Annotated in this window: 22 protein-coding genes, 5 tRNA genes and 2 pseudogenes; 17 read left to right on the top strand and 12 right to left on the bottom strand. The window is 47.9% G+C overall.

The genetic code is table 11. From position 1 onward, the window contains the following. Positions 1 to 69: 69 nt before the first annotated feature. On the top strand, positions 70 to 2,055 hold the full coding sequence (locus CWE09_RS00840) for an acetyl-CoA hydrolase/transferase C-terminal domain-containing protein (RefSeq protein ID WP_126802011.1): 1,986 nt from the start codon (positions 70 to 72) through the stop codon (positions 2,053 to 2,055). On the opposite strand, the gene CWE09_RS00835 is transcribed toward CWE09_RS00840, so the two are convergent. After that, the gene (locus CWE09_RS00835) at positions 2,052 to 3,101 is read right to left on the bottom strand and encodes an endonuclease/exonuclease/phosphatase family protein (RefSeq protein WP_198679561.1); all 1,050 of its coding nucleotides are present in this window, start codon (positions 3,099 to 3,101) and stop codon (positions 2,052 to 2,054) included. The two genes, CWE09_RS00840 and CWE09_RS00835, sit on opposite strands and share 4 nt — an antisense overlap. 146 nt (positions 3,102 to 3,247) lie before the next feature. On the opposite strand from CWE09_RS00835, the pseudogene CWE09_RS00830 reads away from it, so the two are divergent. Both CWE09_RS00830 and CWE09_RS00825 read left to right on the top strand, forming a co-directional pair. Then, positions 3,248 to 4,299: pseudogene (locus CWE09_RS00830) on the top strand (DUF5924 family protein). Positions 4,300 to 4,394: 95 nt separating this feature from the next. Next, on the top strand, positions 4,395 to 6,809 hold the full coding sequence (locus CWE09_RS00825; RefSeq protein WP_126802010.1) for a zinc-dependent metalloprotease: 2,415 nt from the start codon (positions 4,395 to 4,397) through the stop codon (positions 6,807 to 6,809). A gap of 9 nt (positions 6,810 to 6,818) precedes the next feature. Here the strand turns inward: CWE09_RS00825 and CWE09_RS00820 are convergent, their stop codons facing one another. The 3 genes from CWE09_RS00820 to CWE09_RS00810 form a co-directional block, all read right to left on the bottom strand. After that, entirely contained in the window at positions 6,819 to 7,085 is a 267-nt protein-coding gene (locus CWE09_RS00820; RefSeq protein ID WP_126802009.1) for a DksA/TraR family C4-type zinc finger protein, read from the bottom strand. Positions 7,086 to 7,146: 61 nt separating this feature from the next. Further along, positions 7,147 to 7,494 carry a hypothetical protein gene (locus tag CWE09_RS00815; protein WP_126802008.1) on the bottom strand — a complete coding sequence of 116 codons (348 nt, stop codon included), beginning with the start codon at positions 7,492 to 7,494 and terminating at the stop codon, positions 7,147 to 7,149. Between the two features lie 26 nt (positions 7,495 to 7,520). Then, positions 7,521 to 8,204, bottom strand: a complete 684-nt coding sequence (locus CWE09_RS00810) for an SDR family oxidoreductase (protein ID WP_126802007.1) — start codon at positions 8,202 to 8,204, stop codon at positions 7,521 to 7,523. Positions 8,205 to 8,936: 732 nt separating this feature from the next. Here CWE09_RS00810 and CWE09_RS00805 point away from each other — a divergent pair. The 3 genes and pseudogenes from CWE09_RS00805 to CWE09_RS00795 all read left to right on the top strand — a co-directional run bounded on the left by CWE09_RS00805 (position 8,937) and on the right by CWE09_RS00795 (position 12,130). Next, positions 8,937 to 9,311, top strand: a complete 375-nt coding sequence (locus CWE09_RS00805) for a BON domain-containing protein (RefSeq protein ID WP_126802006.1) — start codon at positions 8,937 to 8,939, stop codon at positions 9,309 to 9,311. 242 nt (positions 9,312 to 9,553) lie between these two features. Further along, positions 9,554 to 10,561 (top strand): annotated as a pseudogene (locus CWE09_RS00800) (branched-chain amino acid aminotransferase); the annotation flags it as partial. 111 nt (positions 10,562 to 10,672) lie between these two features. After that, positions 10,673 to 12,130 (top strand): catalase, encoded by a 1,458-nt coding sequence (locus tag CWE09_RS00795; RefSeq protein ID WP_126802004.1) that lies wholly within the window; start codon positions 10,673 to 10,675, stop codon positions 12,128 to 12,130. Positions 12,131 to 12,190: 60 nt separating this feature from the next. Here CWE09_RS00795 and CWE09_RS00790 read toward each other — a convergent pair whose 3' ends face one another. Further along, the gene (locus tag CWE09_RS00790) at positions 12,191 to 12,643 is read right to left on the bottom strand and encodes a hypothetical protein (protein WP_126802003.1); all 453 of its coding nucleotides are present in this window, start codon (positions 12,641 to 12,643) and stop codon (positions 12,191 to 12,193) included. A gap of 191 nt (positions 12,644 to 12,834) precedes the next feature. Here CWE09_RS00790 and CWE09_RS00785 point away from each other — a divergent pair, with 191 nt between their 5' ends. After that, the gene (locus CWE09_RS00785; RefSeq protein WP_157982783.1) at positions 12,835 to 13,380 is read left to right on the top strand and encodes a DUF2058 domain-containing protein; all 546 of its coding nucleotides are present in this window, start codon (positions 12,835 to 12,837) and stop codon (positions 13,378 to 13,380) included. On the opposite strand, the gene CWE09_RS00780 is transcribed toward CWE09_RS00785, so the two are convergent. Next, positions 13,370 to 13,828 (bottom strand): class I SAM-dependent methyltransferase, encoded by a 459-nt coding sequence (locus CWE09_RS00780; RefSeq protein ID WP_241974277.1) that lies wholly within the window; start codon positions 13,826 to 13,828, stop codon positions 13,370 to 13,372. The genes CWE09_RS00785 and CWE09_RS00780 overlap by 11 nt on opposite strands. Positions 13,829 to 14,088: 260 nt before the next feature. Between CWE09_RS00780 and CWE09_RS00775 the strand changes: the two genes are divergently transcribed. Genes CWE09_RS00775 through ychF form a run of 3 tightly spaced genes read left to right on the top strand, consistent with a single transcriptional unit; the run spans position 14,089 to position 16,474 of the window. Next, complete coding sequence (locus tag CWE09_RS00775) at positions 14,089 to 14,757, top strand: 50S ribosomal protein L25/general stress protein Ctc (RefSeq protein ID WP_126802000.1); 669 nt, start codon at positions 14,089 to 14,091, stop codon at positions 14,755 to 14,757. Between the two features lie 23 nt (positions 14,758 to 14,780). Further along, positions 14,781 to 15,371, top strand: coding sequence for an aminoacyl-tRNA hydrolase (pth, locus tag CWE09_RS00770; RefSeq protein ID WP_126801999.1), 591 nt, complete (start codon positions 14,781 to 14,783; stop codon positions 15,369 to 15,371). A gap of 11 nt (positions 15,372 to 15,382) precedes the next feature. Then, entirely contained in the window at positions 15,383 to 16,474 is a 1,092-nt protein-coding gene (gene ychF / locus CWE09_RS00765) for a redox-regulated ATPase YchF (protein ID WP_126801998.1), read from the top strand. Between the two features lie 298 nt (positions 16,475 to 16,772). On the opposite strand, the gene CWE09_RS00760 is transcribed toward ychF, so the two are convergent. The 5 genes from CWE09_RS00760 to CWE09_RS00740 all read right to left on the bottom strand — a co-directional run bounded on the left by CWE09_RS00760 (position 16,773) and on the right by CWE09_RS00740 (position 21,876). After that, on the bottom strand, positions 16,773 to 17,192 hold the full coding sequence (locus tag CWE09_RS00760) for a group I truncated hemoglobin (protein ID WP_126801997.1): 420 nt from the start codon (positions 17,190 to 17,192) through the stop codon (positions 16,773 to 16,775). An 11-nt stretch (positions 17,193 to 17,203) separates the two neighbouring features. Next, positions 17,204 to 18,040 (bottom strand): DUF3034 family protein, encoded by an 837-nt coding sequence (locus CWE09_RS00755; RefSeq protein WP_126801996.1) that lies wholly within the window; start codon positions 18,038 to 18,040, stop codon positions 17,204 to 17,206. Between the two features lie 8 nt (positions 18,041 to 18,048). Then, complete coding sequence (locus CWE09_RS00750; protein ID WP_126801995.1) at positions 18,049 to 20,337, bottom strand: putative bifunctional diguanylate cyclase/phosphodiesterase; 2,289 nt, start codon at positions 20,335 to 20,337, stop codon at positions 18,049 to 18,051. Further along, a complete protein-coding gene (locus CWE09_RS00745) occupies positions 20,334 to 20,981 on the bottom strand; it encodes a methylamine utilization protein (RefSeq protein WP_126801994.1) in 648 nt (215 codons plus the stop codon). Before CWE09_RS00745 ends, CWE09_RS00750 begins: the two co-directional genes overlap by 4 nt. A gap of 79 nt (positions 20,982 to 21,060) precedes the next feature. Further along, entirely contained in the window at positions 21,061 to 21,876 is an 816-nt protein-coding gene (locus CWE09_RS00740) for an EAL domain-containing protein (protein WP_126801993.1), read from the bottom strand. Between the two features lie 192 nt (positions 21,877 to 22,068). On the opposite strand from CWE09_RS00740, the gene CWE09_RS00735 reads away from it, so the two are divergent. The 7 genes from CWE09_RS00735 (at position 22,069) to CWE09_RS00705 (ending at position 24,794) form a co-directional block, all read left to right on the top strand. Continuing rightward, the gene (locus CWE09_RS00735) at positions 22,069 to 23,451 is read left to right on the top strand and encodes a class II fumarate hydratase (protein WP_126801992.1); all 1,383 of its coding nucleotides are present in this window, start codon (positions 22,069 to 22,071) and stop codon (positions 23,449 to 23,451) included. Between the two features lie 50 nt (positions 23,452 to 23,501). Beyond that, positions 23,502 to 24,167, top strand: a complete 666-nt coding sequence (locus CWE09_RS00730) for an SDR family oxidoreductase (RefSeq protein WP_126801991.1) — start codon at positions 23,502 to 23,504, stop codon at positions 24,165 to 24,167. 147 nt (positions 24,168 to 24,314) lie between these two features. Then, positions 24,315 to 24,391: transfer RNA gene (locus tag CWE09_RS00725), tRNA-Met, on the top strand. An 8-nt stretch (positions 24,392 to 24,399) separates the two neighbouring features. Further along, a tRNA-Leu gene (locus tag CWE09_RS00720) sits at positions 24,400 to 24,484 on the top strand. A 13-nt stretch (positions 24,485 to 24,497) separates the two neighbouring features. Next, positions 24,498 to 24,572 (top strand) — tRNA-Gln (locus CWE09_RS00715). Between the two features lie 47 nt (positions 24,573 to 24,619). Beyond that, positions 24,620 to 24,694: transfer RNA gene (locus CWE09_RS00710), tRNA-Gln, on the top strand. Between the two features lie 13 nt (positions 24,695 to 24,707). Continuing rightward, positions 24,708 to 24,794 (top strand) — tRNA-Leu (locus tag CWE09_RS00705). A gap of 71 nt (positions 24,795 to 24,865) precedes the next feature. Here the strand turns inward: CWE09_RS00705 and CWE09_RS00700 are convergent. Next, on the bottom strand, positions 24,866 to 26,038 hold the full coding sequence (locus tag CWE09_RS00700) for an FAD-dependent monooxygenase (RefSeq protein WP_126801990.1): 1,173 nt from the start codon (positions 26,036 to 26,038) through the stop codon (positions 24,866 to 24,868). Positions 26,039 to 26,095: the final 57 nt, after the last annotated feature.

Raw genomic sequence — 26,095 nt, 5'->3', positions numbered from 1 at the left:
TTAGCGGCGCACTGTCTATGCTTCGCCATTATTAATGGTTAAAAAAAACCGCACACAAGGAGTTTCATAATGGCTGATGACAACCCACAGAGAATTTCCCAAAGCAGTGTATGCGTTGATCAGGTCATTCAAAAAGTCGGAAAAAAAATCACCCTGGGGCTCCCTCTTGGCTTAGGCAAACCTATTCACTTTGCCAACGCGCTGTACCAGCGGGCCAAATCAGATCCTTCCATAGAACTACACATAGTCACGGCGCTTTCACTGCTGGCGCCAGCGCCTTCTGCGGGTCTGGAGAAGCGTTTCATGGACCCTTTTGTAGAACGTTTGTATGGTGATATACCGGAGTTGGAATACGCCAGAGATGTGCTGAACCATAAACTACCTGATAACGTCAAAGTTTCTGAGTTCTTCTTTCAGGCAGGCAACTTTCTCAATCACAGCGAACAACAACGGAATTATATCTGCACCAACTACACCCATGCCATGCGCGACTTAATGGCCCTGGGCGTCAATGTGGTAGGCCAACTGGTCGCCCCCGATAACGACCCCACCTATCCTGAGCAGTTCAGTCTCAGTTGTAACCCGGATTTATCTTTAGATTTATTCGCCAACCTGCGCGCAGCAGAAACTCCGGATAAACCAGTAGCCCTGGTCGCCGAGTGCAATGAAAAATTGCCTTTCTTCGGCCGCGACGCCGCAGTGCCCACCGCCACTTTTGACTTTGTATTGCACAATGCAGACACCCACTACCCACTGTTTTCAGTTCCGCAAACGCCAATTAGTGCTCAGGATCACCTGATCGGCTTCTATGCTAGTAGTCTGTTAAAAGATGGTGGCACTTTACAGGTTGGCATTGGTTCGCTCGGCGCGGCTTTAATTTACAGTGCCTGCTTACGCCATCAGAACAATGAACAATGGCAACAGCTTTATCGCAACCTCAGAGTGGCAGAACATTTTCCAGTAGCCCGGAAATACGGCGGTACCGACACTTTCAGCAAAGGTTTGTATGGTTGCAGTGAGATGATGGTCGATGGTTTCATTTACCTGTTAGAAGCTGGCATCTTAAGTCGCAAAGTATATCCTGACGCCGAATTGCAGGAACAGATTAATGAAGGGACTTTGGACCCCTCACAAAATGAGGACCCTCGTTTACAGGACGGAGTCGTGATGCATGGCGGATTTTATCTCGGTCCCCGTAACTTTTATAAAAAATTAAGCCAACTCACCACTGAACAACGTCAGCTTATTTGCATGAGCAGCGTGAATTATATAAACGATCTCAATGACCATCGCTTCGGCAATCAAAGGCTTAAGGTGGCCCAGCGGATCTCCAGCCGTTTTATCAATTCAGCCATGCAATGCACGCTGGATGGCGCGGCGGTTTCCGATGGACTGGAAGACGGCCGTGTGCTCAGTGGGGTTGGCGGTCAGTATAACTTTGTCGCCATGGCTCACGAACTGGAAGATGCCCGCTCCATACTGACACTACGAAGCACCCGCAGTTCAGGCGGAAAAACTCAGTCCAATATTTTATTCAGTTATGGCCATTGCACCATTCCCCGACACCTGCGCGATATTGTCATCACCGAATACGGCATTGCCGATTTACGCGGGAAAGCAGATGAAGAAGTCTACCTGGCTTTAATTCGCATTGCCGACTCCAGGTTCCAGCCCCAGCTTCTAAAACAGGCACAGGAAGCTGGCAAAGTGGACGCAGACTTCAAACTGCCCAACGACTGGAAAAACAATACGATGGAAGCTATCCAGCAGAGTCTGCAAGAATTTCAGCAACAAGAACTTTTCCCAGCTTTCCCCTTTGGCTGTGACTTTAGTGACGATGAATTGAAAATAGGCAAAGCCTTGAAACAGCTTAAAGCCGACACTGCGACCCGTACAGGTAAGCTGAGCACAGTTTTTCAGGCCCTGCTCGCTGGATCTGGCAAACAAGATTACGCGCCTCAGCTGCAACGTATGGAACTGGATAAACCAGAAGGTTTTAAAGCCTGGCTGGACCGGCGTTTATTACTACACGGATTAAAAAAGACCGGTATTTAACTCAGTTTTTCATCCGCCCAGGCCTTGTCTTCCGCATTTTTTTCCAGCCCATCCTGATCTTCTTGCGCGGTTGGTTTTAACACCAGCCGCGTAAGAATAGGAAAATGGTCAGAACCAAAAGCAGACAACCGCTGCATACCTTTTAAATTAAAGTCCTGACTATGAAAAAGATGATCCAGTGGCCAGCGAGCGAACCAGTACTGAGCGTGAAAGCTATTAAACATGCCACGCCCTACCCGGGGGTCCAGTAATCCACTGACTTTACGAAATAGACGAGTGGTTTCAGACCAGGCCACATCATTGAGATCGCCGCTGACAATGACAGGTAATTGGCTATTCTGCACCCGTCTGGCCACCATCACCAGTTCAGCATCCCGCTCTGACGACTCCTCATTTTCGGTGGGGCCTGGAGGAGCCGGATGTAAAAAGTGAGCCTGTACCTGACGCCCTGAGGACATTTCAATCAAAACATGAATAGAAGGCACATCCTTTTCTACTAAAAACTCAACCGAGATTTCTGACAACGGCAACTTTGAATACAGATGCATACCATAAAGGTTGTCTAACGGGCACTTAACACTATAGGTATAATCATCTTCAATAACTGCTAATTGCTGCTGCCACCAATCGTCTGATTCCAGAGTCACCAGTAGGTCCGGTTTATGCTCATGCAGCATAGCAATCAGATCTTTTGCATTACGATTAGGCGTCAGTACATTCGCTATCATCAGAGAAAGTGCCTCATCGCCAGCCCCCTGATCCGAAAACGCCACCTCTTTTTTGTACAAAGGCGAGTACGGCAGGATCCACCAACTCTGATACAAAACGCAGATTAAGCTGAAAATCAACAATCCCCAGCTGGCATAACTATCTGTCTGTAGTAACATCAGCTGCAGAGCGAATACGGCGAAAGCCAGAAAAAAAAGTTGCAGGCGCGGAAAATCGAGTATTCGAATCCACCAGGCTTCAAGACGCCAGAGCGGTAAAAAGGTTACTATGCCCAGCACCGTAACAGGCACAAGCATTATCAATAGACTGCTGTTCATAGGAATGCTTAGTAAGCCTCAGGTTTTCTATACATGGATTTCTATACATGGATAATGGCTTCATGTCTGCAGAAGGTATACTCCAGGCACTGTGCACGGGCAATTCAGGTTAAGCTACCCCATGAGGGTCTCTGGAGCAAATTTTCATGAATTCTATTAAAGCCGCGTTGTTAAAGCTGATTATACGTCTGGCCAGGCTTATTCAAAATCATCCTGGATTGATGGCAGCTTTTGGTTTCGCATCCGGACTAGCCAGCTTTTTACTGGTAGAACGCAACGAATCGCTGGCTCAGATAATAGCCTTGCTAATGCTGGCTAGCTGGGTCTGGTTAATTCTGGAACGCTGGTTACGGGCCGGTATTATTAAGCGTTTTGGTTTTAAAATGCCCCCGCTGTCATGCGTTTCGCAACGCAAATGGTGCATCAGGAAAGCCTCTTTTTTACCCTTCCTTTTTTTATCGCTGCCACCACCTGGGATCACGGCCAGGTGATATTTACTATTTTACTACTTAGTTGCGCGCTTATTTCGCTGATTGACCCTATTTATTACAATTGGCTGGCTCCAAAACGTGGGCTGTTTGTAGCTTTTCACGCGCTGACGCTTTTCGCTGTGTTACTGGTCGTCAACCCGCTTCTGCTTAATCTGAATACCGGGCAAAGTCTGCTCCTGGCATTAGTCCTTGCCTTGCTGTTCAGTTTGCCCAGCTTAAAAGGATTTTTGCCCAACGGTCGCCGATGGCGGTTACCCCTGATCACGTTAATGCTAACGATCATGGCGACCGGCACCTGGCAAGTACGCAGCTGGATCCCTCCTGCCGCCCTTCGCCTCACAGATATCAGTTTGTCTCAGCAAATGGATCGTGAACAGCGAACTCCAGGGCAGGACATTCAGCATATCGACAATGCCAGCCTTCACCAACAGGGACTCTTTGCCTGGACAGCGGTCCGTGCACCGCGCGGCCTGAATGAACGCATTCATCACCTATGGCTATTGAATGGCAAAGAAGTGGATCGCATCACCCTGGATATCATCGGCGGTCGTGATGAAGGCTACCGGGCCTGGACCCACAAGCTTAACTTCCCCACCCAGGCGGAAGGTAACTGGCAGGTTCGGGTAGTAACTGACTCGGGTCAGCTAATTGGCCTGACCCGCTTTACTGTTGAGGCAGATCCTCCTCAGGACCGTGAGTCGGACTAGGAATTTTATAACCAGATAAATACTTGAACTAACAGAAAAAATACAGCAGGGTTGAGATTAGAGTTCTCGTTGAAGTTAAGCATCCGGAGTTATTCATGAAACTATTAACAGCACTATTCAGGCTGGCCTCTGTGCTTGTCCTGCTCAGTTTTTCTGTGGCAAATGCCAGCTCGATAGCCGAATTTACTGAGGATATGCAAGCACATAAAGGCTATTACGATTTCTTTTATGACAGCACTGAAGATAAAGTATATCTTCAGGTCCCGCGTAATACAGCACCTTTTATTTTCCAGAGCAGCCTGCCTCGTGGTATTGGCTCAAACGACTTAGGGCTGGACCGTGGCCAGCTGGGTAAAACCCGCTTAGCGCAGTTCAGTGTGCACGGCAACCGAGTGCTGCTTAACGAAAAAAACACCCAGTATCAGGCGCTAACTGACAATCAGGCTGAACGTGACAGCGTGCAGGAAGCCTTCGCTGAATCCGTCTTATTTGGTTTTGAAGTGGCGGCCAATAACTCAGATTATGTGCTTATCAACTACACCCCTTTTCTATACACCGATATTCACAATATTCGCCAGCGACTTCAGAGTCTGGACGAAGGCGACTTTCAGCCTGATGAGTCACGCTCAGTTTTATGGCCTGAGCGCATGCGGGCCTTTCCTGAAAACACTGAGTTAGAAGCCCGGGTGACCTTCACGGGTAACAACGCAGGCCCCTATGTGCGCTCAGTGACTCCAGACCCTTCTGCTATCACAGTACATTTGCATCATTCATTTATACAGTTACCTGACGATGATTATCAGCCCAGGGCTTTTCATCCCAACAGCGGTTATTATGCGCGCGGTTTTCAGGATTACGCAGCGCCGTTGCAGGAAAGCATGGATCATCGTTTTATTGCCCGTCACCGACTGCAGAAAAAGAATCCGCAAGCTGCATCCAGCGAAGCCGTTGAACCTATAGTTTATTACCTCGATCCAGGGGTACCTGAACCCGTGCGTACAGCTTTACTGGACGGAGCACGCTGGTGGAATGATGCCTTCACGGCTATTGGATTTGAAGACGCCTTTGTCGTACGCGACCTGCCCGCAGATGCAGATCCTATGGATGTACGCTACAACATTATCCAGTGGGTACACCGAGCAACCCGGGGTTGGTCTTATGGCTACTCGGTAGCTGATCCTCGTACTGGAGAAATTCTGAAAGGTCATGTTTCCCTGGGCTCCTTACGTGTGCGCCAGGATATGAAACTGGCTGAAGGCTTACTCGCTCCTTATACTACCGATAAAGACACCGAAAGCCTGCTTGCAGATATTCAGGAAATGGCACTGAACCGGATTCGACAGCTATCGGCCCATGAAATAGGCCATACCTTAGGCATTGCCCACAATTTTGCTGCCAATCCCCAGGATCGAGCTTCCGTTATGGACTACCCGCACCCGCTGGTTACCATCAATGACGACGGCGAGCTGAGCTTAAGTGAGGCTTACAGTAAAGGTATGGGCCGCTGGGATAAATTCACCATAGCCTATGGTTACAGTCAGTTTGCATCCAGCGAAGCAGAACAGCAGGGGCTGGCATCACTACTTGAGAATGCTGCAGAACAAAACTATGCCTTTATCTCGGATCGTGATGCCCGACCTGTCGGGGGAGCTCATCCTCACGCACACCTTTGGGACAATGGTGAAGATGCCACCGCAGAGCTCAGTCGCCTTTTTGAAGTACGGCAAAAAGTATTGCAACAGTTTGGCCGGCATAATCTGGCTGAAGGGCGTCCACTCGATGAGTTAGAACAGGTGCTGGTGCCTATGTATCTGTTGCATCGCTATCAAGCCGAAGCCGCCGTTAAGCAGGTAGCGGGTATGCATTATCGTTATTATCTGCAAGGTGACGACACCTCTGATTATCATCCAGTTAATGGCGAACAACAGCGTTATGCGGTCGACACATTATTACAAACGCTGCAAACCAGCTTTCTGCATCTGCCGCAGAATATTGAACAACTGCTGGTGCCTAAAGCCTATGGTTCTGCGGTTAGCCGCGAAGATTTCCAGTCTCGTATGGGCCTGATCAGCGATCCTGTAACCATCGCTGAAGCCAGTGCTCAACACACCCTGAGTCTGTTGCTACACCCACAACGTCTGAACCGGTTGCGCTGGCAGCATGAGCAGGATAGCAACATTTTATCGCCTGCCAAATTACTTCAGCTACTGAGCGAAACCACAGTGCATCCGCTGCGCGATTCGGCTGATGCAATTACACAACGTGTTGCCTACCTGACTCTGTATCACCTGGCTCAACTCAATATAGGAAGTGAAATAGCTCCCGAAGTTCGGGCTCAGGCAGAAATGGAACTGGACAAACTGCATAGCTGGTTGAATGAGCAGAGCTCTGATGCGACTGAACCAGGCTATATGCGTTACCTGGCGCGACGCATTGAGCATGTATTGCAGGAAGGAAGCTGGATGGATGATTTTCAGCCAGCAGCGATGCCACCCGGCTCGCCAATATAAACTTAGTGATTAACGCAGTTGGCTGTCTTTACTGCCCCGGCGATTAAAGCCAGCTGCTGCGGACTCTTCTTTATCCAACTCGCTCTGACATTCAATACAAAAGCGCACTCCTGGCACGGCTTTACGCCGTGCTTCAGGAATCGCTTCACCACACTCTTCACAATGAGTAAAGCTTTCGCCTGCTGGCATGCGACTGCGCGCCCGCTTTACACTGTCTTCGACACTGGCATCAATTTGATCCTGTACAGCGCCATCACGCGACCAACCACCCGCCATAAAGAAAACTCCTGGTTAAAGGTTTCTACTTAGTATAGTCAGACTTCAGTTGCTTAACACTTCAGTTGCTTAGGAGTGTCACCCTCTGTGCCTGTATTACCCGCCCCTGCTCCCTGCTCACAGTAAAGCGACCGCTGACTTCAACCCGCTCGCCAACTAAGTCTCTCACCGCAGCATCAGGCTCTATAGACACTCTATTCAGTTGCTCATCTTCAATCCAGTAGTGGCGCGGTTCTTCAAAAGTTCTCACTACCCCCTTAGTAAGCACTGTACGTCCGTCCAGGGAATATTCCTGATTAACCAGGTTAGCCAGAGAAACCTCAGTCGCACCGCTGCAGGCAGCGAGTAAAAGTAAGAGTGAAACGGGTAAAACGACTTTACCTGTTTTATTTAGTATTAAGTTTTGCATTCACCAGCCCCAGTCACGGAACAAAATTAATCGCCTGAATAGGCAGGCATCAGGAATATTTCACGAACGCAATTACGCGGATTAGCATTGATAGCATGCATTACCGCATCTGCAACATCATCAGGATCGAGCTTATCTGGTTTTGGCTCATCAAAAAATGGCGTATTCACCATGCCCGGCGCAATCGTTGTACAACGACCACTCCAGCTTTTCATTTCTTCCGCCAGGTTATTCGCGAAACCGTGCACAAACCATTTACTAGCCCCATAAACAGAACCTTTCAAAGTAATACGACCCGCTGCCGACCCCGTCATAATAAAATGCCCTGTTGTTTTACGCAGGTGCGGTAAAGTCAGTTTGGCCGTGTAAAGCAGCGCATTAATATTGAGGTCTATCATGCGCTTCCATTCTTTTGGGTCACCTTCTTCGGTACCCGCTACAGAAGCCCCCATACCCGCATTAGCAAAAGTAACATCCAGTCGTCCAAACTTCTCAACACCCTTCTGAACGACCTTTTGTAACTGTTCAAAGTCAGTGATATCCGCCGCAACCGCAAGCGCATTTTCGTCACCAAACTCAGCGACCAGCTCATCCAGCAATTCCTGTCGACGCGCCGTTAATATCAGTTTAAGCCCCTCTCCCGCAGCTTTACGTGCAGTTGCTTTACCTATCCCGCTAGAGGCACCTGTTATGAGTAACACTTTAGTCATTCTGTTCTCCTGAAAAGCAATCTGTGCTAACAAATTGCGTGAGCCAATAAAGAGCGTGGATAGATTCTCACAGCTCCTGCGTCAGGATAACAAAAGCGAAGCCTTTAGGGATCCCAGTTAAAAGATTCCGCTTAAATACCTTCGGATTTAAGTATTACTTTTAATTCTCTACCCGCCGCTTCGTCTTTAACTCGCACCCGACGTGCCTGTCTGTGGAATATATCTGAATAATAACGAGTGAAAGGAACCGGTAGGAAGGAAGATAAAAGCAAAGTGACACAAAGCGTATAAAATGCCGTTTTCCATCCACTCAGAAGCATTATAAATAGCAGTAATAGCAACTGCAGTCCTCGCACACCCCATATGTACCTGAACCACTCAGGCAGTAACTGACGGCAAAGATACTGTCCGTCTACTTTTCTGCGATAAGCGATAGCCAATAGTGTTCGCTGCATACCAAACAAAAAAAATTCACCCACAGCAGCTATCACGAAAAGCAAATAAACCAAGGTTATCATTTTAGCAAATCTTCCATACTTCAGTTTCCCCCATTCTATTCACTGGCTTTAAGTCATGCAGTATATTCCGAGTAAAGGCAGTGTAAAACGCTGCTTTAATAATGTGTTGGAAAGTTAACGAAAAACAACCGTAAAGAGGGTTCAAGTATTTGTTTAATAAACTACATTATATATTGTACTTATTAACAATTATCCAATTAACAGGAGCCAGGCAATGAAATATTTAAATTTCCTTCGCAACAGTAGCTTAGTAGTGCTATCCATTTTTGCGTTTTCCGCCTGTGGGGATGCCGATACTGACAGAGCAGAAGACACCGCTCGTGATACGGCTGAGTTTGCTCAGGATCGAGCAGAGCAGGCAGGTGAATACATCGATGATAGCGTGGTCACAGCCCAGGTCAGAGCCGCTATTTTTAGCCACGATGACCTTAGCAACGCTAATATTAGTGTGGAAACAAATGATGGGGTCGTTCATTTAAGCGGCACTGTCGAATCAGAGGATCACATCGAGCTTGCTGAAAACGAAGCCCGTGAAGTAGATGGCGTGAATTCTGTCGAAAACTCACTTCAGGTAGGTTACAACGACTAAGTTTATATACAAAGACGGAGGCATACCTTATATGCCTCCGTTCTCCTTTTTTACTCCCCTTACTTTATCATCACATTTTTCTACGCTATCGCTCCGTGACCATTTCCCGTTGGAAGTTATGCTATACACCCTGAAAGCGGAGTAAATGTTAATTCTATTTGCTGTGCCGGGCTCTCCCATTTAAACTCTGGTCACTCAAATTCAGCCCTCAGCCACAAGGTTGAGAGCAAAACTATAAGAAGCAGGAAACCAATATGGCAGTCTTTGGTAAAGCTTTCATGCCAGAAATGACGCTGGCAAAATTCGATGAATCCGGCTGGAGTCGCCCAGAAATTGTAAGCTCTGACAGTATTAGCCTGCATCCAGGAGCGCATGTATTACATTATTCCAGTACCTGTTTTGAAGGCTTAAAAGCCTTCCGTCATGAAGACGGTTCCATTAACTTTTTCCGCATGGACCGCAACATTGAGCGCATGATCCAAAGCAGCCAGTTACTCAGTCTGCCTGAGGTCAACGCAGAAGTACTACAACAGATGATTGTTGATATCGTCGCCCGCTTTGCTGCAGAAGTACCAGCACCTCCAGGGTCAATGTATATCCGGCCTACTCATATAGGTACCGAAGCTGCTATTGGCAAAGCGGCCGCACCTACACTGGAATCTATGCTTTATGTGTTGCTATCACCAGTAGGCAATTATTTCTCTGGTGGTGACACAACGCTGCGTTTACTACTGGAAGAAAATGCTTCACGTTGTGCAGCTCATATGGGCATGGTTAAAAGTGGGGGTAACTACGCCAGCGCACTGCAGCCAATTCTCAAAGCCCGCGCTTCCGTGCAGGCAGATCAGGTTTTATTTTGTCCTGGTGGCGATGTTCAGGAAACCGGAGCTGCTAACTTCTTGTTAATTGATGGTAATGAAATTATTACTAAAGCACTGGATAGCACTTTTCTACATGGAGTAACCCGCGACTCTATTCTGACTTTGGCCCGGGACATGGGCATGCAGGTATCAGAGCGCGAACTGAGCATCGAAGAGCTCCTGGAGCGGGCCGCTAAGCCAGGAACCGAAGCGGCACTGTCGGGTACTGCCGCTGTTCTGGCTCCGGTTGGAACTTTAATATACAACGGCAAAGAGCATCGGGTGGGCGACGGCCATACAGGCAAAACAACAGTTAAACTGCGCCAGGCTCTGAACGACATTCAATGGGGTAAAGCCGAAGACCGTCATGGCTGGTTAACCTCGCTCTAAACGGGAACTCTGGACGAGGTGGTAATGCGCCCGCATTGCCACCATAGTTTGCGCCATATAACTCTTCTAACTACCTTTAACCTTATGCCAATACGTTGAAGGAGCCTGAAGATGTCAGACTATAAGCAAAAACCAACTACCACAGATGCGGGTATTCCGGTATCCAGCGACGAGCACTCATTAACTGTGGGGCCAGATGGTCCTATAGTCTTGCATGATCACTACCTGATCGAGCAGATGGCGCAGTTTAATCGCGAACGTATTCCTGAAAGGCAACCCCATGCAAAAGGAGCAGGTGCCTTTGGACGCTTTGAGGTCACCGCTGACGTAAGCGCCTACACCAAAGCCGCACCCTTTCAACCCGGAACTAAAACCGATGTACTGCAACGCTTCTCCACGGTTGCTGGCGAACGAGGTAGCCCGGATACCTGGCGCGATCCCCGTGGTTTTGCACTTAAGTTTTATACCCCCGAAGGTAATTATGATCTGGTAGGTAATAATACCCCGGTATTCTTTGTCCGCGACCCCTTAAAGTTTCAGCACTTTATTCGCTCACAAAAACGTCTGGCAGCAAATAACCTGCGAGACCACGATATGCAGTGGGATTTCTGGACCTTATCTCCGGAATCCGCGCACCAGGTGACCTGGCTCATGGGGGATCGGGGCATTCCTAAAAACTGGCGCCATATGAATGGTTATGGCAGCCATACCTATATGTGGGTGAATGCCGAAGGTGAAAAATTCTGGATTAAATATCACTTTCATACCGATCAGGGCGTTGAATGCCTGACCGAGGAAGAAGCGACAAAGATAGCAGGCGAAGATAGCGATTATCATACTCGAGATCTTTTTGATGCCATTAAACGGGGCGAGCACCCAAGCTGGACTTTGTTTGTCCAAATCATGCCCTTCAAAGAAGCTGAAACCTACCGATTTAATCCTTTTGACCTGACTAAAGTGTGGCCGCACGGCGACTACCCGTTAATTGAAGTGGGTAAACTGACATTGGATCGTAACCCCACGGATTTTCATACCGAAATTGAACAGGCCGCCTTTGAACCTAATAATCTGGTTCCGGGCATTGGTGTCAGCCCGGATAAAATGTTACTAGCGCGCATTTTCGCATACGCTGACGCGCATCGGGCCCGCCTCGGCGTGAACTACAAACAGATTCCCGTAAATGCTCCGCAATGCCCGCTACACAGTTACAGTAAAGACGGCGCTATGCGGGTGCAGAATGTGGCTGACCCCGTTTATGCGCCAAATTCGAAAGGCGGACCACAAGCAGATCCAAACCGTTATCCCAATGCAGAGACCTGGTCAACTAGCGGTGAAATGGTACGTCAGGCGTATACCTTACGCCGTGATGACGATGATTACAGTCAGCCTCGGGCATTAATCCGGCAGGTCATGAATGATGATGAACGGGAACGACTAGTTAATAATGTCGCAGGACATCTTAAAGCTGGTGTTTCAGGCCCTGTGCTGGAAAGAGCATTTAAATACTGGCGTAACATTGATAAAGACATCGGCGACCGTATTGCACGGGCGGTCAGTAGCGGCAGTTAAGCGGATTTTAAATATAGACAGAACAGGGAAAGGCTCCTTCAGAGCCTTTCCCTGTATTCCTTAGAAAATTTCATACATCTCTACTATCACCTGCGGACTCTCGCCCATATGCAGATAATGGACTTTAAGGCTTTTATTGGTCGATTGTGAAGAGGTTGGGACAATGCTAAATGCAAGATCTTTGTCAGTCTTAGGAACCGCAACCTGAGTCACAGACTTATCATTAGACTCATAAGTACCAAGCGCCTCAACACGCGAGCCGGGGTTGAGTTCATAGACTTTAACCTGGTGTTTATAGTCAGTTTCTGACATAGCTGTAATATGCAGCTCCACCTCTTCTTCAATATCTGTTATCCGAAAGCAGTTTGCGTAACCATTGCCCGTCTCTAACTCCAATTCCACCGGGGCCCTTTGCTCTAATAACACACAGTCCTCAGCACGTTCTACCGACAAAGCGCTACCCGAAACCAGTAGGGTGGCCAACGCCAAAGTTGTACTTAAAGTTTTCATCATGAGTTGCTCCTGATTATTATTATTATTAAAAGAATAAAAGCATACCCACCCATTTGTATTAAAATTAATTGTGTATAGCAATTGTTAATTTCTTAAAATGAACTAAGGGATTGACTTACCACTACTTTTATCCTTTGCCACAACTGCTACAATGGCAAACTGCTTCTATTTGAAAAATGAGAATCGCTAACATGAGTAAATCTCTGGCCGACCAGCTGCTTGGCGCAGGCCTGGTGGACGACAAAAAAGTGAAAAAACTGCAACAGGAGAAACGCAAACAAAAAAAACAGAAGGTAAAAAAAGGCGTTACTCAGGTATCTGAAGAGAAGCTGCGTGTACAGCAACAGCAAACTGAACGAGCAGAGCGTGATCGTGAGCTGAACCGCCAACGCAAGGCGGAAGAAGATGCTAAAGCGTTACAGGCTCAGGCTACGCAAATGCTGCAGCAACACCAATTAACGCTGGAGGGCGAGATCCGTTTTAACTTCGCCGATCCCAGAACCAACAAAGTAAAAGCTATTTATGTCAACGACGAGATCCAGAAACACCTGGCGAACGGTAACCTGGCAATCTGCGCGCATCAAAGTGGCTACGTAGTAGTACCGAAAAATATTGCAGATAAAGTGGCAGAGCGTTTTGCCGATGCCGTGATTTTTGTGGCCAGCCCTGACCAACAGCAACCGGATGAAGAAGATCCGTACAAAGATTACCAAATTCCGGATGACCTTATGTGGTAAGACGCTCATACACATAAACAGGTGTGCGGTACCAGTCATCTAAATAAACCACAGTCTGAGATTTAAAAGAAGGCAATGCAAAGTAATGGCTAAGTAACAACGGTACTTCCAGCTCATCAGCTTTTAATTTTTGTTCCAGCGCATGCATACTCTGAGGCACCAGGTAACAGACCATAACGCTCGCTGTTGCTAAGTCAGATCGCAGAAAGTCACGCCGGTATAATGTCAGATTATCCAGTCGTAACAGGTATTTAACTGTCAGATTAGCTAACCAGGGAAACCAGGATAATTCATAACCTATCACCTCATGCTGAGGAAAACGCCGGGCTAAAGGAATCACCAGGTGCCCCCAGCCTGAGCCCAGATCAACCATGGTTTGCTTAGAATCCGGTAGCCTGTCGAATAACTGTTGTAAAATCTCCCGCCGCGCTTTACCGGAACTTGGCATCGGCGAAATACCTGTTTTAAGAGTAGAAAGCAGGATGCTAATCAGGACCAGCAGGCAGAGTATAAAAAGCGGAAGTGTGTACCATGCAGCATGAGCAGTATTCATAGGTTATGAAGATGCCATAACGCTACCTTGTGTGTAAAGCTGAGCATTGTTTTTAACCCTTTCCAGTGGTATCATTCGCCGCCCCTGAAATCAGGGGATCGAGCTGGCTTCTGGTCGCGGTTGCCAGCACACATTATCTCTATTGGAGAAACATCATGTCTGATGATCTATATACCTTAAATGCTGAACTCCGTCATGATTCAGGTAAAGGTGCGAGCCGCCGCCTGCGTCATGAAGGTAAAGTTCCAGCTGTACTATATGGTGCTGGCAAAGAAGCTGTAGCACTGACTCTGGACCACGATAAAGTGAATAACACAGCCGACCACGAAGGCTTTTATTCACATATCCTGACGCTGAACATTGGTGGCAAAAAAGAACAGGCTATCGTTAAAGATATGCAACGTCACCCGTACAAGCCTAAGCTGGTTCATCTTGATTTCCAACGCGTTAGCGCGAAAGAAGAGTTGCACACCAACATTCCATTGCACTTCCTGAATGAAGAAGGCATTAAGAAAACCGGTGGTGTTGTAGTTCACCATATGAACGACGTAGAAATTGCATGTTTACCAAAAGACTTACCAGAGTACCTGGAAGTTGACGTGGAAGGCCTGGAAGTTGGTGATAACGTTCACCTGACGGACCTTAAGTTGCCTAAAGGCGTTACTTTGCTTGAGCTGACTAAAGGTGAAGATCACGACCAGGTTATAGTCACTATCTCAGCTCAGAAAACTGAAGCTGAAGTTGAAGCTGAAGAAGAAGCATCCAGTGCAGCGCCAGAAGCGCCTGCAACTGATGGTGAAAACGACAGCGACGACAAAGAGTAAGCAACTGGATCAGGAATGCCATTTTGACTGCAAACCTGAAACTAATCGTGGGCCTGGCCAATCCAGGCCCCGAATATCAGCACACCCGACATAACGCGGGTGCCTGGCTGGTTGAGGCTGTCGCTCGCCGACACAATCTTAACCTGGCCAGTGATAGTAAATTCTTCGGGCTGTCTGCCCGCATGAGTATGCCCAATCCGGATACCCGACTTCTTATTCCCCTGACTTTCATGAATCGCAGCGGCAAGTCCGTAGCTGCCATAGTCAACTTTTTTAAAATTGAAGCGGATGAAATCTTAGTTGTGCATGATGAACTGGATTTACCCCCCGGAGTTGCCAAATACAAAACAGGTGGCGGCCATGGCGGCCATAATGGGCTAAAAGACATAATTTCAGCACTGGGTGGTGATAACAGCTTTCACCGTTTACGGATAGGCATAGGCCATCCAGGGCACAAAGATAAAGTAACCGGCTATGTGCTGGGTAAAGCACCGCAAAAAGAGCAGCAACTTATGGACGATATCGTCGATGAAGCCGCTCGTAGCATTGATATAGTGCTGAGCGATGGCTACCCGGCTGCAAAGCAGTACTTACACTCCATCAAAGCAGAATAGCAGGTATAATTATGGGTTTTAAATGCGGTATTGTTGGTTTACCTAATGTGGGTAAATCCACCCTCTTTAATGCACTGACCAAAGCCGGTATCGATGCCGCAAACTTTCCATTTTGTACCATCGAACCCAATACAGGCGTGGTACCAGTACCTGACCAGCGTCTGGCGGCCCTGAGTGCTATTGTGAAACCACAGAAAACCATTCCTACAACCATGGAGTTCGTGGATATTGCAGGTCTGGTAAAAGGCGCTTCGCAAGGCGAAGGCCTGGGTAATAAGTTTCTGGCTAACATCCGTGAAACCGACGCTATCGGGCACGTTGTGCGCTGCTTTGACGATGACAATATTGTTCACGTTGCTGGCAAAGTAAACCCTTATGAAGACATAGATACTATCAATACAGAACTGGCTCTTGCCGATCTGGATTCCGTCGAAAAATCGGTCTATCGATTGAGCAAAAAAGCCAAAGGCGGCGATAAGCAGGCGAAAACTGAAATGACAGTGCTGGAGAAGCTACTACCTGCACTGGAAGAGGGCCGCATGGCCCGCTCAGTGGAGTTAAGTGACGATGAGCGTAAAACCATTCGTTCTTATAACCTGCTCACACTAAAGCCAACCATGTATATCTGTAATGTCAGTGAAGATGGATTTACTGATAACCCTTACCTGGATCAGGTACATGAAATTGCTAGTCGCGAAAATGCCATTGTCGTGCCTGTCTGTGCCGCTATTGAATCCGAGATTTCTGAGCTGGACGATGAAGACAAAGAAGAATTTTTAAGTGAAATGGGGCTTGAAGAACCCGGTTTAAATCGCGTAATTCGCGCCGGCTACGAACTTCTGAACCTGCATACCTACTTCACTGCCGGGGAAAAAGAAGTGCGGGCGTGGACGACCCCGGTGAATAGCACAGCACCGCAGGCGGCAGGTAGAATCCATACCGATTTTGAAAAAGGCTTTATCCGCGCTGAAATCGTCGGTTATGATGATTTTATTGACAATAATGGCGAGCAGGGTGCTAAAGACGCCGGCAAATGGCGTCTGGAAGGTAAAGAGTATATCGTTAAAGACGGTGATGTTATTCACTTCCGCTTTAACGTTTAAGCTTTGCACGGCAGGCACGGCCTGCCCTACCGCAAAATCAGAATGCTCCCGTAGGGCAGGTTTTACCTGCCGTGGTAGCGCTCCGTATGCACCATGCCTGAATACCACATTCGGTTATATACCTCTGGGTCTGGACGGCAGGCATGGCCTGCCCTACCACCAAATCAGAATGCTCCCGTAGGGCAGGTTTTACCTGCCGTGGTAGCGCTCCGTATGCACCATGCCTGAATACCACATTCGGTTATATACCTCTGGGTCTGCACGGCAGGCATGGCCTGCCCTACCGCAAAATCCTGCCCTACCGGTTTACTATATCGCCGTGCATTTCAGCCAGTAGCGCCAGCAATCGGTTTTGAGCAGATACCGGAGTGCCATTTTCATCAAATGCCAACTGCAGGCTTTCCACTAAGGCATTAAAATCAGCGCGGCTGATCTCCAAACCTTTATGTGACTCCAGCATTTCCTCTCCCTCATAAACACAAGGACCACCCGTGATATCACATAACTGATCACTGAGTTGCTGATGCAATTCAGCAATATCTGTATCCCGAAAATGGTGGGCTATACGTCTGTCATCGGCAATAAACAACAACATATCCTGCATCAGTTGTTCAATTCCCTGGCGTTCACCTAAGTCTTGGTATAACGAGTCATCTGCCTGAGCTGGTACACTTATACTTAGCGCAAAAAGAAGCGCCAATGCAGTTAATAATTTCATATTCAAATTCCTTAAAATGACGCCTGAATGCTCATGTAAGCTCCGCTCTGACTGGTGAAGCCCGCGATATCTCCAAGATCAGCCCATCCAGCTGTCAAACTTACCGATTTACTGGGAAACCAGGCTACAAAGACATCCATCCAGTCATCTTCCTCCACTGCAGCAAGATTATCCGGCTTCTGACGATATTCAACCCCTACCACAACAGACCGATTCAGGAAGATTCCCAGCGAACCTTCTATCATCACTTCATGACTATTATTAGCATCACCGCCAAAACCAAGTAAGCCCATTTGATTGGCTCTGGTCGCACGCGCTGTAAGTGAAGCTACCCAGGTCCGGTTAAAAGGGCCATTTAACCAAGCTCGGCTAGCAGCCAGATAAATATCAAAGTCATCGTCATGCTGACTACCAATGCTTTGCGGCACAGCAAAATCACGGTTGCGTTTGTATTGTATGCCCATAGCAAACTGCGGCAGCTTACCGTAAATGAGATCGCCAACAATGCGATACTTTGCACCGAATACCTGCTGTCTGATTTCTCCGGCACCCAGCGTAGTCAGATTAAAGTCCTGCTGTGCGACTGAGAGTTCTAAACGGTTGTAAAAATTAACCGAGGCGGCTGCAACTTTTAGATCAAAATCATCAAGGTGCAGCGCAGATAAAGTTGCGATTGCTGATACTTCATCATCTTCAGCATACCCGCTTAACGTCGCCCAGGGCACAATACCACCGCCCGATGAGCCTTCTACAGTAGTTACTCCGCCAGTTGCCAGCAGACGCCCTCCTGTAGCCTGAGCGGTGCTCATGAAGCTAGCTAATAACAAAGCTATCAGTATGTATTTCATAACATTCCTTATTTGGTCTTATATCTATACTTATTTGCTGGAGAAATGGATGATATATCCAGAGATGTTATCCAGGAGAGAACCTGATCCTCAGGTAAGGGCCTGGCGATATAATAACCCTGCAGCAGGTCACAGCCGTACTCCTGCAACAAGCGCCAGCTTGCTTTATTTTCCACCCCCTCAGCCACGACTTTAAGGCCCAGTCGATGGGCAAGCTCAATGGTAGAAGACACTATCGTTTGATCATCAACACTACTATCCAACTGCATGACGAACGATTTATCAATTTTCAACTCAGTAACAGGTAAAGCGCGCAACTGAGCCAGTGACGAATAACCGGTACCGTAATCATCGATTGCCAGATGCATACCCGCATCTCTTAATTGCTGAAGGCTGCGTTGAGCTTTCTCTGGATTTTCAATCACAGCGCTTTCTGTCACTTCAAGTAATAAGTGGCGGGGGCTGAGTTTACAGTCGGCTAATAACGCCTGAATGTAATTCACCAGACTACTGTCCAATAAGTCTGCCGCCGATAAATTAATTGCAATACGCAATTCTAGTCCCTGCTCCTGCCACTCAGCCGCCTGGCTCATGGCTTCCTGTAATACCCAGCGCGTTAACGCCTGAATGTCACCGGATTGTTCGGCCAGCGGAATAAATTCGTCCGGCCCGATAAAACCCAATTCATGATGCTGCCAGCGAATAAGAGCTTCTACGGCAACTACTTGCCCTGCTTCTAAATCCAACTGAGGTTGGTACACCAGACTAAACTGATTAAGTTTAATCGCATCTTTCAGCGCACCAGAAATGGCTAGCTGACGCATGTGATACTCATCTTCACCCGCCTGATAAAACCCAATATTGTGGTGTTCGCGGCTGATTCTCATCAAAGCAATATGAGCCTGGCGTAACAGGTGATCGAGCTCAATTGCATGCTCTGGTGACTCACTAATCCCCAGTGCAAAACTCAGGAAATAAGAAGCCTGTGCGTATTCAAAAGGTGTTTTCAAGCACTCCAGTAACTGAAAATATTCTGTTTCACTGGTACATTCAGTTGTCAGCAGAACAAATTTATCCTCACTCAGGCTGGCCAGCCAAAAGTTGTCACTAACCCTCAGTAAACGCACTTTAACCTGTTTCAACAACTGCTCGCAGACATCCTGCCCGAACGTATCGTTTAATTGTTTAAAGTTAGTTATAGTCAGCACCGCCAACTGAAAGGACTCACCAGCCTTAGCTCTGTTTTCTGTCTCCCGCGCCAACAAACGGCGATTCGGCAAATCAGTAACAGTGTCATGATAAAGCTGATAAGAAATATGCTGCTCACGTTCAGCGATCGCTTCTTGCATTTTTTGAAAACTATTACCCAATTGCGCCAGTTCATCATTACCACTAACCTTAATGCTCGTGTCGTAACGTCCCTGAGCGATTTGTTGTGCAGCCAACGCTAGCTTTTTAAGCGGTTTAACGATACGTCGGCCCCACAAGCTACCGATCAGCAAAGAAACCAGTAAGGTCACTACGATAACCAGTATCAATTGCTGTCGTAATACCCGAAAAGGTCCCTGAGCGGCCTGATACGAAACACTGAGTAAAACCTCAACCGGTCCGTCCAGAGATAATCGCTGACCACGTAGCCCCTGAGACTCATACCAATCATCAGCCAGGGCCTCATTCTGCAATGCAGCCAGCAGGTCGTGCTGCAGATTAACTGCTAACGTAGAAGCATAAATCTCTGTATTTTCCTGATCGCTAAGGAAGGTTACATCGGCATTTGTTAATCCTTTCAGTTGTGCCGCCAGCTCCTGATCAACAACAAATCCCAGCCCGACCCAGGCCATTAAATGAGGAGCCCGCACCGGTACGACCACTAATTGATAAGTATTCCCTTCCGATTCCACAAAACCAACATCACCAGCGGCAATGTTTTCAATATCAGGTAATTCATGGGTACTGATAGAGACCTCTCCGGATGGAGAAAACAGCACCATAAGGTCGGAGTCGATGCGACGCCCATGATTTGACAACGCCGATACTATGGTGTCTTCATCATCGCTCGCAACCGCCTGGCGGAAGCCAAAATCATCGGCCAGCACACTGGCCGCTTGCACTAGCTGCTGACCACGTTGATGCAACAGGCTATATAATACGCGTTCACTAACTGCCAGTTCACGCTGCAAAGTGCGCTCGGTGCTTTGCGAAGTAGCCACCACAGTAGCCAGGCTAATAGTTGTCAGAGTCAAGACCAAAACCCCAATCAACACACCAGTCAGGCGCTGAGTCAGACTAAATTTCATTCGCCAAACCGTCGGAATCTGCTTTCAAGCTCACTTTCTTCCTCTTTTTCCGGTTCGGTAACCGGCAATTGCACAGAAATAGTGCCCTCATAATCACTGGTTTCCAGAGTTACCTTCGACTGTCCCTGCTCCAGTAACCAGGGATGCCAGATATCAAACCGGGTAATACCACCGGTTTGCAAAGTCGCTTCACCCAGCTCGTCTGTCATCACCGCGGGGCCGCCGTCATTAATCACAATGTAAGCGACCATGTCATCATGGATATTACAGCCCAGCACCACAAGGCCGGGTTCAGGGAAATCCATATTTGGCGAAACATCACCACCATAGAGTTCAAATTCAAAAGTACGGGCTTCAGAAAATGAATAGACATGATGGCGAATACGGTCATGGTTCGGAAAGTAAACCAGGTCGCCCTGATTGATAAGCAGTACCTGAGGGTCAAATTGACGTTCGCGTTGCACTACCTCATAAGTACTGTTGGTTGTATTTTCGACAGGCTGAGGAACCGAAGCTGTAATAACAGCCCCGGATAATAAATTCCCCTCTGCATCCTGAATCTGAAATTGCTGTGTTTGCGCTTGTACCGCAACAGCGGAGCTGGCGATCCCCATAAAAACAAACGTATAAACCGAATACTTCAAACGCGGGAACCCTCAAACTGAATTAGTTGTATACTAACCTTAATCTGGATACGCCCTCTTCACAACTGTTGATGCCCGGCTAAGGCTTAAAAAATCGCGCTACCAACTCATCTGCGGCTAGTGGCGGGCTAATATAAAAGCCCTGCAAAAAGTCGCATTTCAACTTAGTCAGCCACTGGCATACAAACTCACTTTCCACTCCTTCAGCCACTACACTCAGACCAAGCCGATGTGCTAATTTGATGCTAGAGCTGACCATTAGCTGATTTATTTTCTCAAATTCCAGTTGCTGCACCAGGCTTTTATCTATTTTCAAGGTATCAACCTGTAAGGTGCGCAGCGTATTAAGAGTAGCAAAACCAGCGCCATAATCATCCAGTACCAGTTCATAACCGGCACGCTGGAAATCAAATATATTTCTAGCTACTTTCTGTGAATACCGTAAAGGGGCGGTTTCTGTTATTTCCAGTCCAATGTACTCAGGTTCTAACCAGTTCGCAGCAGTTTCCGCACAGACTTGCTCATACAACTGCGATTCTTCCAGATCACGCATCGAAATATTAATAGTCATGCGCATGTAAATACCCTGTTGTTGCCAATAACCTAACTGGCGCAAGGCCCGGCAGATTACCCAACGGGTGATCCTGTAAACTGTCCCTGTTTGCTCAGCCAATGGAATAAACTCGGACACATTGACCAATCCTAGCCTGGGACTTCGCCACCGTAACAGGACCTCAACTGTCAGTAATCTGTGCCCACGATTCGACAATTGAGGTTGAAATAATAAATAAAATTCATCATCGAAACAGGCCTCAGCCAAAGCCTGCAAAATTGCTTCACGGCGGGGTTCGTATGGAATGGTATCCGGTGCCCGTATCGGACTTAATTCCTGCATGGATAGAACCTCCCTGTCACTGTCCAGCGATTTTTAAAAAAGTGCTGTTAATGCTAGTGGGAAGGTCTACTTTTACAAGAGCACCTATTCCACAATATGCCAATGTCGTACAACTTAAGGCAGCACCATGCTTGAAAATCCATTGTTGCGCCTTCAGTTGTTATACAAGCACATGAAGATTAAGGATTTACTATGAAAGAATATCGCACAGAGCAGGACAGCATGGGGGACATTGAAGTACCCGCTGACGCCCTGTACGCAGCTCAGACCCAGCGTGCCGTGAATAACTTCAAAATAAGCAACCTGACATTACCCTTTGCTTTTATCCGCGCTATTGCGCTTATTAAGTACTGTGCGGCTGAAGCCAATGCTGAACTCAGCCTGCTATCTGAAGATAAAGCAGACGCGATAAAACAGGCGGCCCTGGAAGTTTTTGAAGGTCAGTGGCAAAAACAGTTTCCGGTAGATGTCTTTCAGACCGGTTCGGGTACCAGTACTAACATGAATGTTAACGAAGTACTGGCGCATCTCGCTAAACGTCGCACAGGGCTGGATATACATCCAAACGACGATGTTAACTTAGGGCAAAGCAGCAATGATGTGATACCCACAGCAATTCAGATCAGTACCTCACGCCGTATTACCCGCAAATTATTGCCTGCACTGGAACATTTGCAATCCAGTATTGAGAAAAAAGCAGCTCAATACCACGACACGGTTAAAACCGGACGCACCCATCTGATGGATGCTATGCCGCTGACTATGGAGCAGGAGTTAAATACCTGGGCTTATCAGGTGGCTCAGGCTAAAGAACGACTTGAGCAGCTTTTACCGCAATTGAATGCCCTGCCTCTGGGGGGGACGGCAATAGGTACTGGCATTAATAGCCACCCTGATTTTGCCCGACTTTTTAACACCAGCCTGACCAACTTCAGCGATCACCCTTATACCGAAAGTGCAAATAAATTCGCTGGTATAGCGTCTCAGGATCTGGCCGTTGCTACCATGGGCAGCCTGGCTTCAGTGTCGGCCTGTTTCATGAAAATCAGCAATGACCTGCGGTGGATGAACAGTGGTCCATTAGCGGGCTTAGGCGAGATTGAACTAAAAGCCCTGCAACCCGGCAGCAGCATCATGCCCGGCAAAGTGAACCCTGTCATTCCGGAAGCCGTAGCTATGGCCTGTGCTCAGGTACTGGGCAATCAGACCACCGTGAGCGTTGCCGGACAATCCGGTAATTTTCAGCTGAATGTCATGTTACCCGTTATCGCCTACAACCTGATGCAGGCTACCGAACTCATGACCAATAGCGCTTATGCGTTAGCTGATCAGGCGATTGCTGACTTTAAGGTCAATGATGAAGCCCTGCAGCAGGCACTGGACCGCAATCCTATTCTGGTCACCGCTCTGAACCCGGAAATTGGTTACAATAAAGCTTCTGAAATTGCTAAAAAGGCTTACCAGGAGAAACGGCCGGTACTTGATGTTGCCGAAGAAATGACCGATTTAAGCCGGGAACGACTGCAAAGCCTTCTTGACCCAGCCAAGTTGACTAAAGGCGGGCTGGCTGAATAAGGTATTTTTCAGCATTTAACTTTTAGTATTTAACAAACAAAGGAAAAACCATGGCTCAACATGTTGTTATCACAGGCGCTAACCGGGGTATTGGTTTAGCTTTTGCCAAACAGTATAAAGAAGCGGGAGCTGATGTGACCGCAGTTTGTCGCAAAGCGTCAGAAGTACTTAAAAACCTGGGTGTCAATATTATCGAGGGCATCGATGTGACCGCTCTGGACGCGCTGACGGAGCTGCAGACTAAGCTGGGTGATAAAAAAATTGATATTCTGATCAATAATGCCGGTTTGTTAACCCGGGAAAGTTTAGAAGCCGCTCCCACTGACGATATTAAGATGCAGTTTGAAGTCAACGCCCTGGCCCCCTTACAGGTAACTCTGCATTTAATGCATCTGCTGCATAAAGACAGTAAAGTAGCTTTAATCACCAGCCGCATGGGTTCCATGGCCGATAACGGCAGTGGTGGTTTTTATGGTTACCGTATGTCCAAAGCCGCATTAAACGCAGCAGGTGTGTCCCTGGCGCAGGACTTGAAAGAAAAAGGCATTGCCGTAGCTATACTTCACCCCGGTTATGTTCAGACCGATATGGTCAATAACCAGGGTGATATTAGTGCTGACACAGCGGCCGAGCGCTTACGAAGCCGCATCGACGAACTGTCTTTAGAGACCAGCGGGCAATTTAAACACAGTAACGGCGACGATTTACCCTGGTAACTGTTGTACTTTTCGCCAGTTCAGTGCTTTTTTGAGCAGTCAGATGCGAAAAAAGCTTTTTTTTACCGAAAGGTGTTGACCCTGTAGCACCTTATTCGGATAATACGCGCCGTTGCTCGAGAGAGCGGCGGAACATTTTGATAGTATGGCTACGTAGCTCAGCTGGTTAGAGCACAGCACTCATAATGCTGGGGTCGCAAGTTCGAATCTCGCCGTAGCCACCAATCAGAATGCGGGAGTGGTGGAATTGGTAGACACGCTGGATTTAGGTTCCAGTGCCGCGAGGCGTGAGAGTTCGAGTCTCTCCTTCCGCACCAATGTTTATCCCGTTGGGGTATAGCCAAGTGGTAAGGCAACGGGTTTTGATCCCGTGATTCCCAGGTTCAAATCCTGGTACCCCAGCCACTAACATTGCGTGTAAAGTTCCAAAATAAGTAAATAGTAAGTACAGTTGGGGTATAGCCAAGTGGTAAGGCAACGGGTTTTGATCCCGTGATTCCCAGGTTCAAATCCTGGTACCCCAGCCACTTCATCTAAGTTGCGGTGGTGGCGGAATTGGTAGACGCGCTAGCTTCAGGTGCTAGTGTCCGAAAGGACGTGGGGGTTCAAGTCCCCCCCTCCGCACCAACTTAGATACAAAAACGGCCGCTATATAGCGGCTTTTTTTGTGCCTGCCATTCAAGTGTTACTTACGACTTTTAGTTTATTTTCCAGACACCTGAAGCATAGGCGGTCATTAAGTCACGGCCCGGCTTAAAACGACGCAGACCATTTAACAAAGTCCGTCGTAACAGCTGCACCGGGGTTTTATTACTTTTGAAACCACAGCCAATGCTATCCATCGACTGAGCCATCAATTCATTGTCAGCACGTCGAAGCAGACTGTAACGAGCAAATGCCTGTTCCATGTCTGTTCTATGGACGGCGCTAATGCCTTTAATCTCTTTGAGCAGGCACTTCACATCACGAAAGCCGAGGTTGACGCCCTGCCCGGCCATGGGGTGAATGCTATGCGCCGCATCACCAAGCAACACAGTGTCCTCTTTCACATAATGTAAAGCGGTTTGGCGAGTCAGAGGGAAGCTGCCGTGCTGCAACACTGCAAAGTCTCCGTAACTGGCAAAGCGTTGCTCTAAGGCTTTCTTTAAATGCTCTTCAGATGCCTGCCAGCTTTTCACCCGGGGAGTGTCGGCGTACAAAATAAAACAGGCCTGATCATCAGAAAGCGGCAAAAGCGCGTGAATTTCATCACCGGCAAAAGATTCCCAGGTGCGGGCACTGACCTGCTCAGCTGTTTTTACAATGCTCAGCAGGCAGGACTGACCGTAGCTGCGGCCTGCCACGCCAATGCCGCTGGCTTTACGCACCCTGGATTGAGCGCCGTCACAGCCTAACAACCACTTATAATGAAGCAGCTGACCAAGACTAGTGGTAGCCTGTCGGTTGGCAACATCCAGCTTTTCAATGCCACCTTCAACGCAGGTGACTCCAGGTTCCGCCTGCAATGCCTGCCACAGAACAAATTGCAGCACCTGGTTCTCAATCATGTAACCTAATGGCTGCTGCGACTGCAATTGGCCCAGCTCCAGCCACTCCATACCCTGTTCACGCACCGCTAATTGGTGAAAAGGCTGTAAACGCAAGCTGCGCAAATGATCCCATACACCCAGCTGCTCCAGAAGCTCAATATTATCTGCGGTAATGGCTGAAATTCGAAGATCATAGGGCTGTTTTAACGAAAATTCGGTGACCGGCGAAGGTTCCAGCACAGTGACTTCATGCCCCTGGCGCGCCAAGCCCAGAGCCATAGCCGCCCCAACCATACCGCCACCGGCGACTAACCAGGTTGTATGTAAGTCCTGCTGCGTCATTTACTGTTATCCTTTTTAAGTACCGCTTTTGCCATTATGCCGCAAAGCCAGGGCCAT

Origin of the sequence: Aliidiomarina minuta (assembly GCF_003987145.1) — a bacterium.
Taxonomy (GTDB): Bacteria; Pseudomonadota; Gammaproteobacteria; order Enterobacterales; family Alteromonadaceae; genus Aliidiomarina; species Aliidiomarina minuta.
Note: the sequence above shows the minus strand (reverse complement) of the source record. Positions and strands in the feature narration are given on the sequence as shown.

Excerpts from the sequence above, each read along its gene's own strand:
- CWE09_RS00805 (WP_126802006.1), top strand. The coding sequence starts at position 8,937 with ATGAAATATTTAAATTTCCTTCGCAACAGTAGCTTAGTAGTGCTATCC.
- CWE09_RS00790 (WP_126802003.1), bottom strand. The coding sequence starts at position 12,643 with ATGATGAAAACTTTAAGTACAACTTTGGCGTTGGCCACCCTACTGGTT.
- CWE09_RS00835 (WP_198679561.1), bottom strand. The coding sequence starts at position 3,101 with ATGAACAGCAGTCTATTGATAATGCTTGTGCCTGTTACGGTGCTGGGC.
- CWE09_RS00820 (WP_126802009.1), bottom strand. The coding sequence starts at position 7,085 with ATGGCGGGTGGTTGGTCGCGTGATGGCGCTGTACAGGATCAAATTGAT.
- CWE09_RS00780 (WP_241974277.1), bottom strand. The coding sequence starts at position 13,828 with ATGCCAAGTTCCGGTAAAGCGCGGCGGGAGATTTTACAACAGTTATTC.
- CWE09_RS00840 (WP_126802011.1), top strand. The coding sequence starts at position 70 with ATGGCTGATGACAACCCACAGAGAATTTCCCAAAGCAGTGTATGCGTT.
- CWE09_RS00810 (WP_126802007.1), bottom strand. The coding sequence starts at position 8,204 with ATGACTAAAGTGTTACTCATAACAGGTGCCTCTAGCGGGATAGGTAAA.
- CWE09_RS00795 (WP_126802004.1), top strand. The coding sequence starts at position 10,673 with ATGTCAGACTATAAGCAAAAACCAACTACCACAGATGCGGGTATTCCG.
- CWE09_RS00700 (WP_126801990.1), bottom strand. The coding sequence starts at position 26,038 with ATGACGCAGCAGGACTTACATACAACCTGGTTAGTCGCCGGTGGCGGT.
- CWE09_RS00825 (WP_126802010.1), top strand. The coding sequence starts at position 4,395 with ATGAAACTATTAACAGCACTATTCAGGCTGGCCTCTGTGCTTGTCCTG.
- CWE09_RS00775 (WP_126802000.1), top strand. The coding sequence starts at position 14,089 with ATGTCTGATGATCTATATACCTTAAATGCTGAACTCCGTCATGATTCA.
- ychF (WP_126801998.1), top strand. The coding sequence starts at position 15,383 with ATGGGTTTTAAATGCGGTATTGTTGGTTTACCTAATGTGGGTAAATCC.
- CWE09_RS00750 (WP_126801995.1), bottom strand. The coding sequence starts at position 20,337 with ATGAAATTTAGTCTGACTCAGCGCCTGACTGGTGTGTTGATTGGGGTT.
- CWE09_RS00730 (WP_126801991.1), top strand. The coding sequence starts at position 23,502 with ATGGCTCAACATGTTGTTATCACAGGCGCTAACCGGGGTATTGGTTTA.
- CWE09_RS00760 (WP_126801997.1), bottom strand. The coding sequence starts at position 17,192 with ATGAAATTATTAACTGCATTGGCGCTTCTTTTTGCGCTAAGTATAAGT.
- CWE09_RS00785 (WP_157982783.1), top strand. The coding sequence starts at position 12,835 with ATGAGTAAATCTCTGGCCGACCAGCTGCTTGGCGCAGGCCTGGTGGAC.
- CWE09_RS00815 (WP_126802008.1), bottom strand. The coding sequence starts at position 7,494 with ATGCAAAACTTAATACTAAATAAAACAGGTAAAGTCGTTTTACCCGTT.
- CWE09_RS00735 (WP_126801992.1), top strand. The coding sequence starts at position 22,069 with ATGAAAGAATATCGCACAGAGCAGGACAGCATGGGGGACATTGAAGTA.
- CWE09_RS00755 (WP_126801996.1), bottom strand. The coding sequence starts at position 18,040 with ATGAAATACATACTGATAGCTTTGTTATTAGCTAGCTTCATGAGCACC.
- CWE09_RS00740 (WP_126801993.1), bottom strand. The coding sequence starts at position 21,876 with ATGCAGGAATTAAGTCCGATACGGGCACCGGATACCATTCCATACGAA.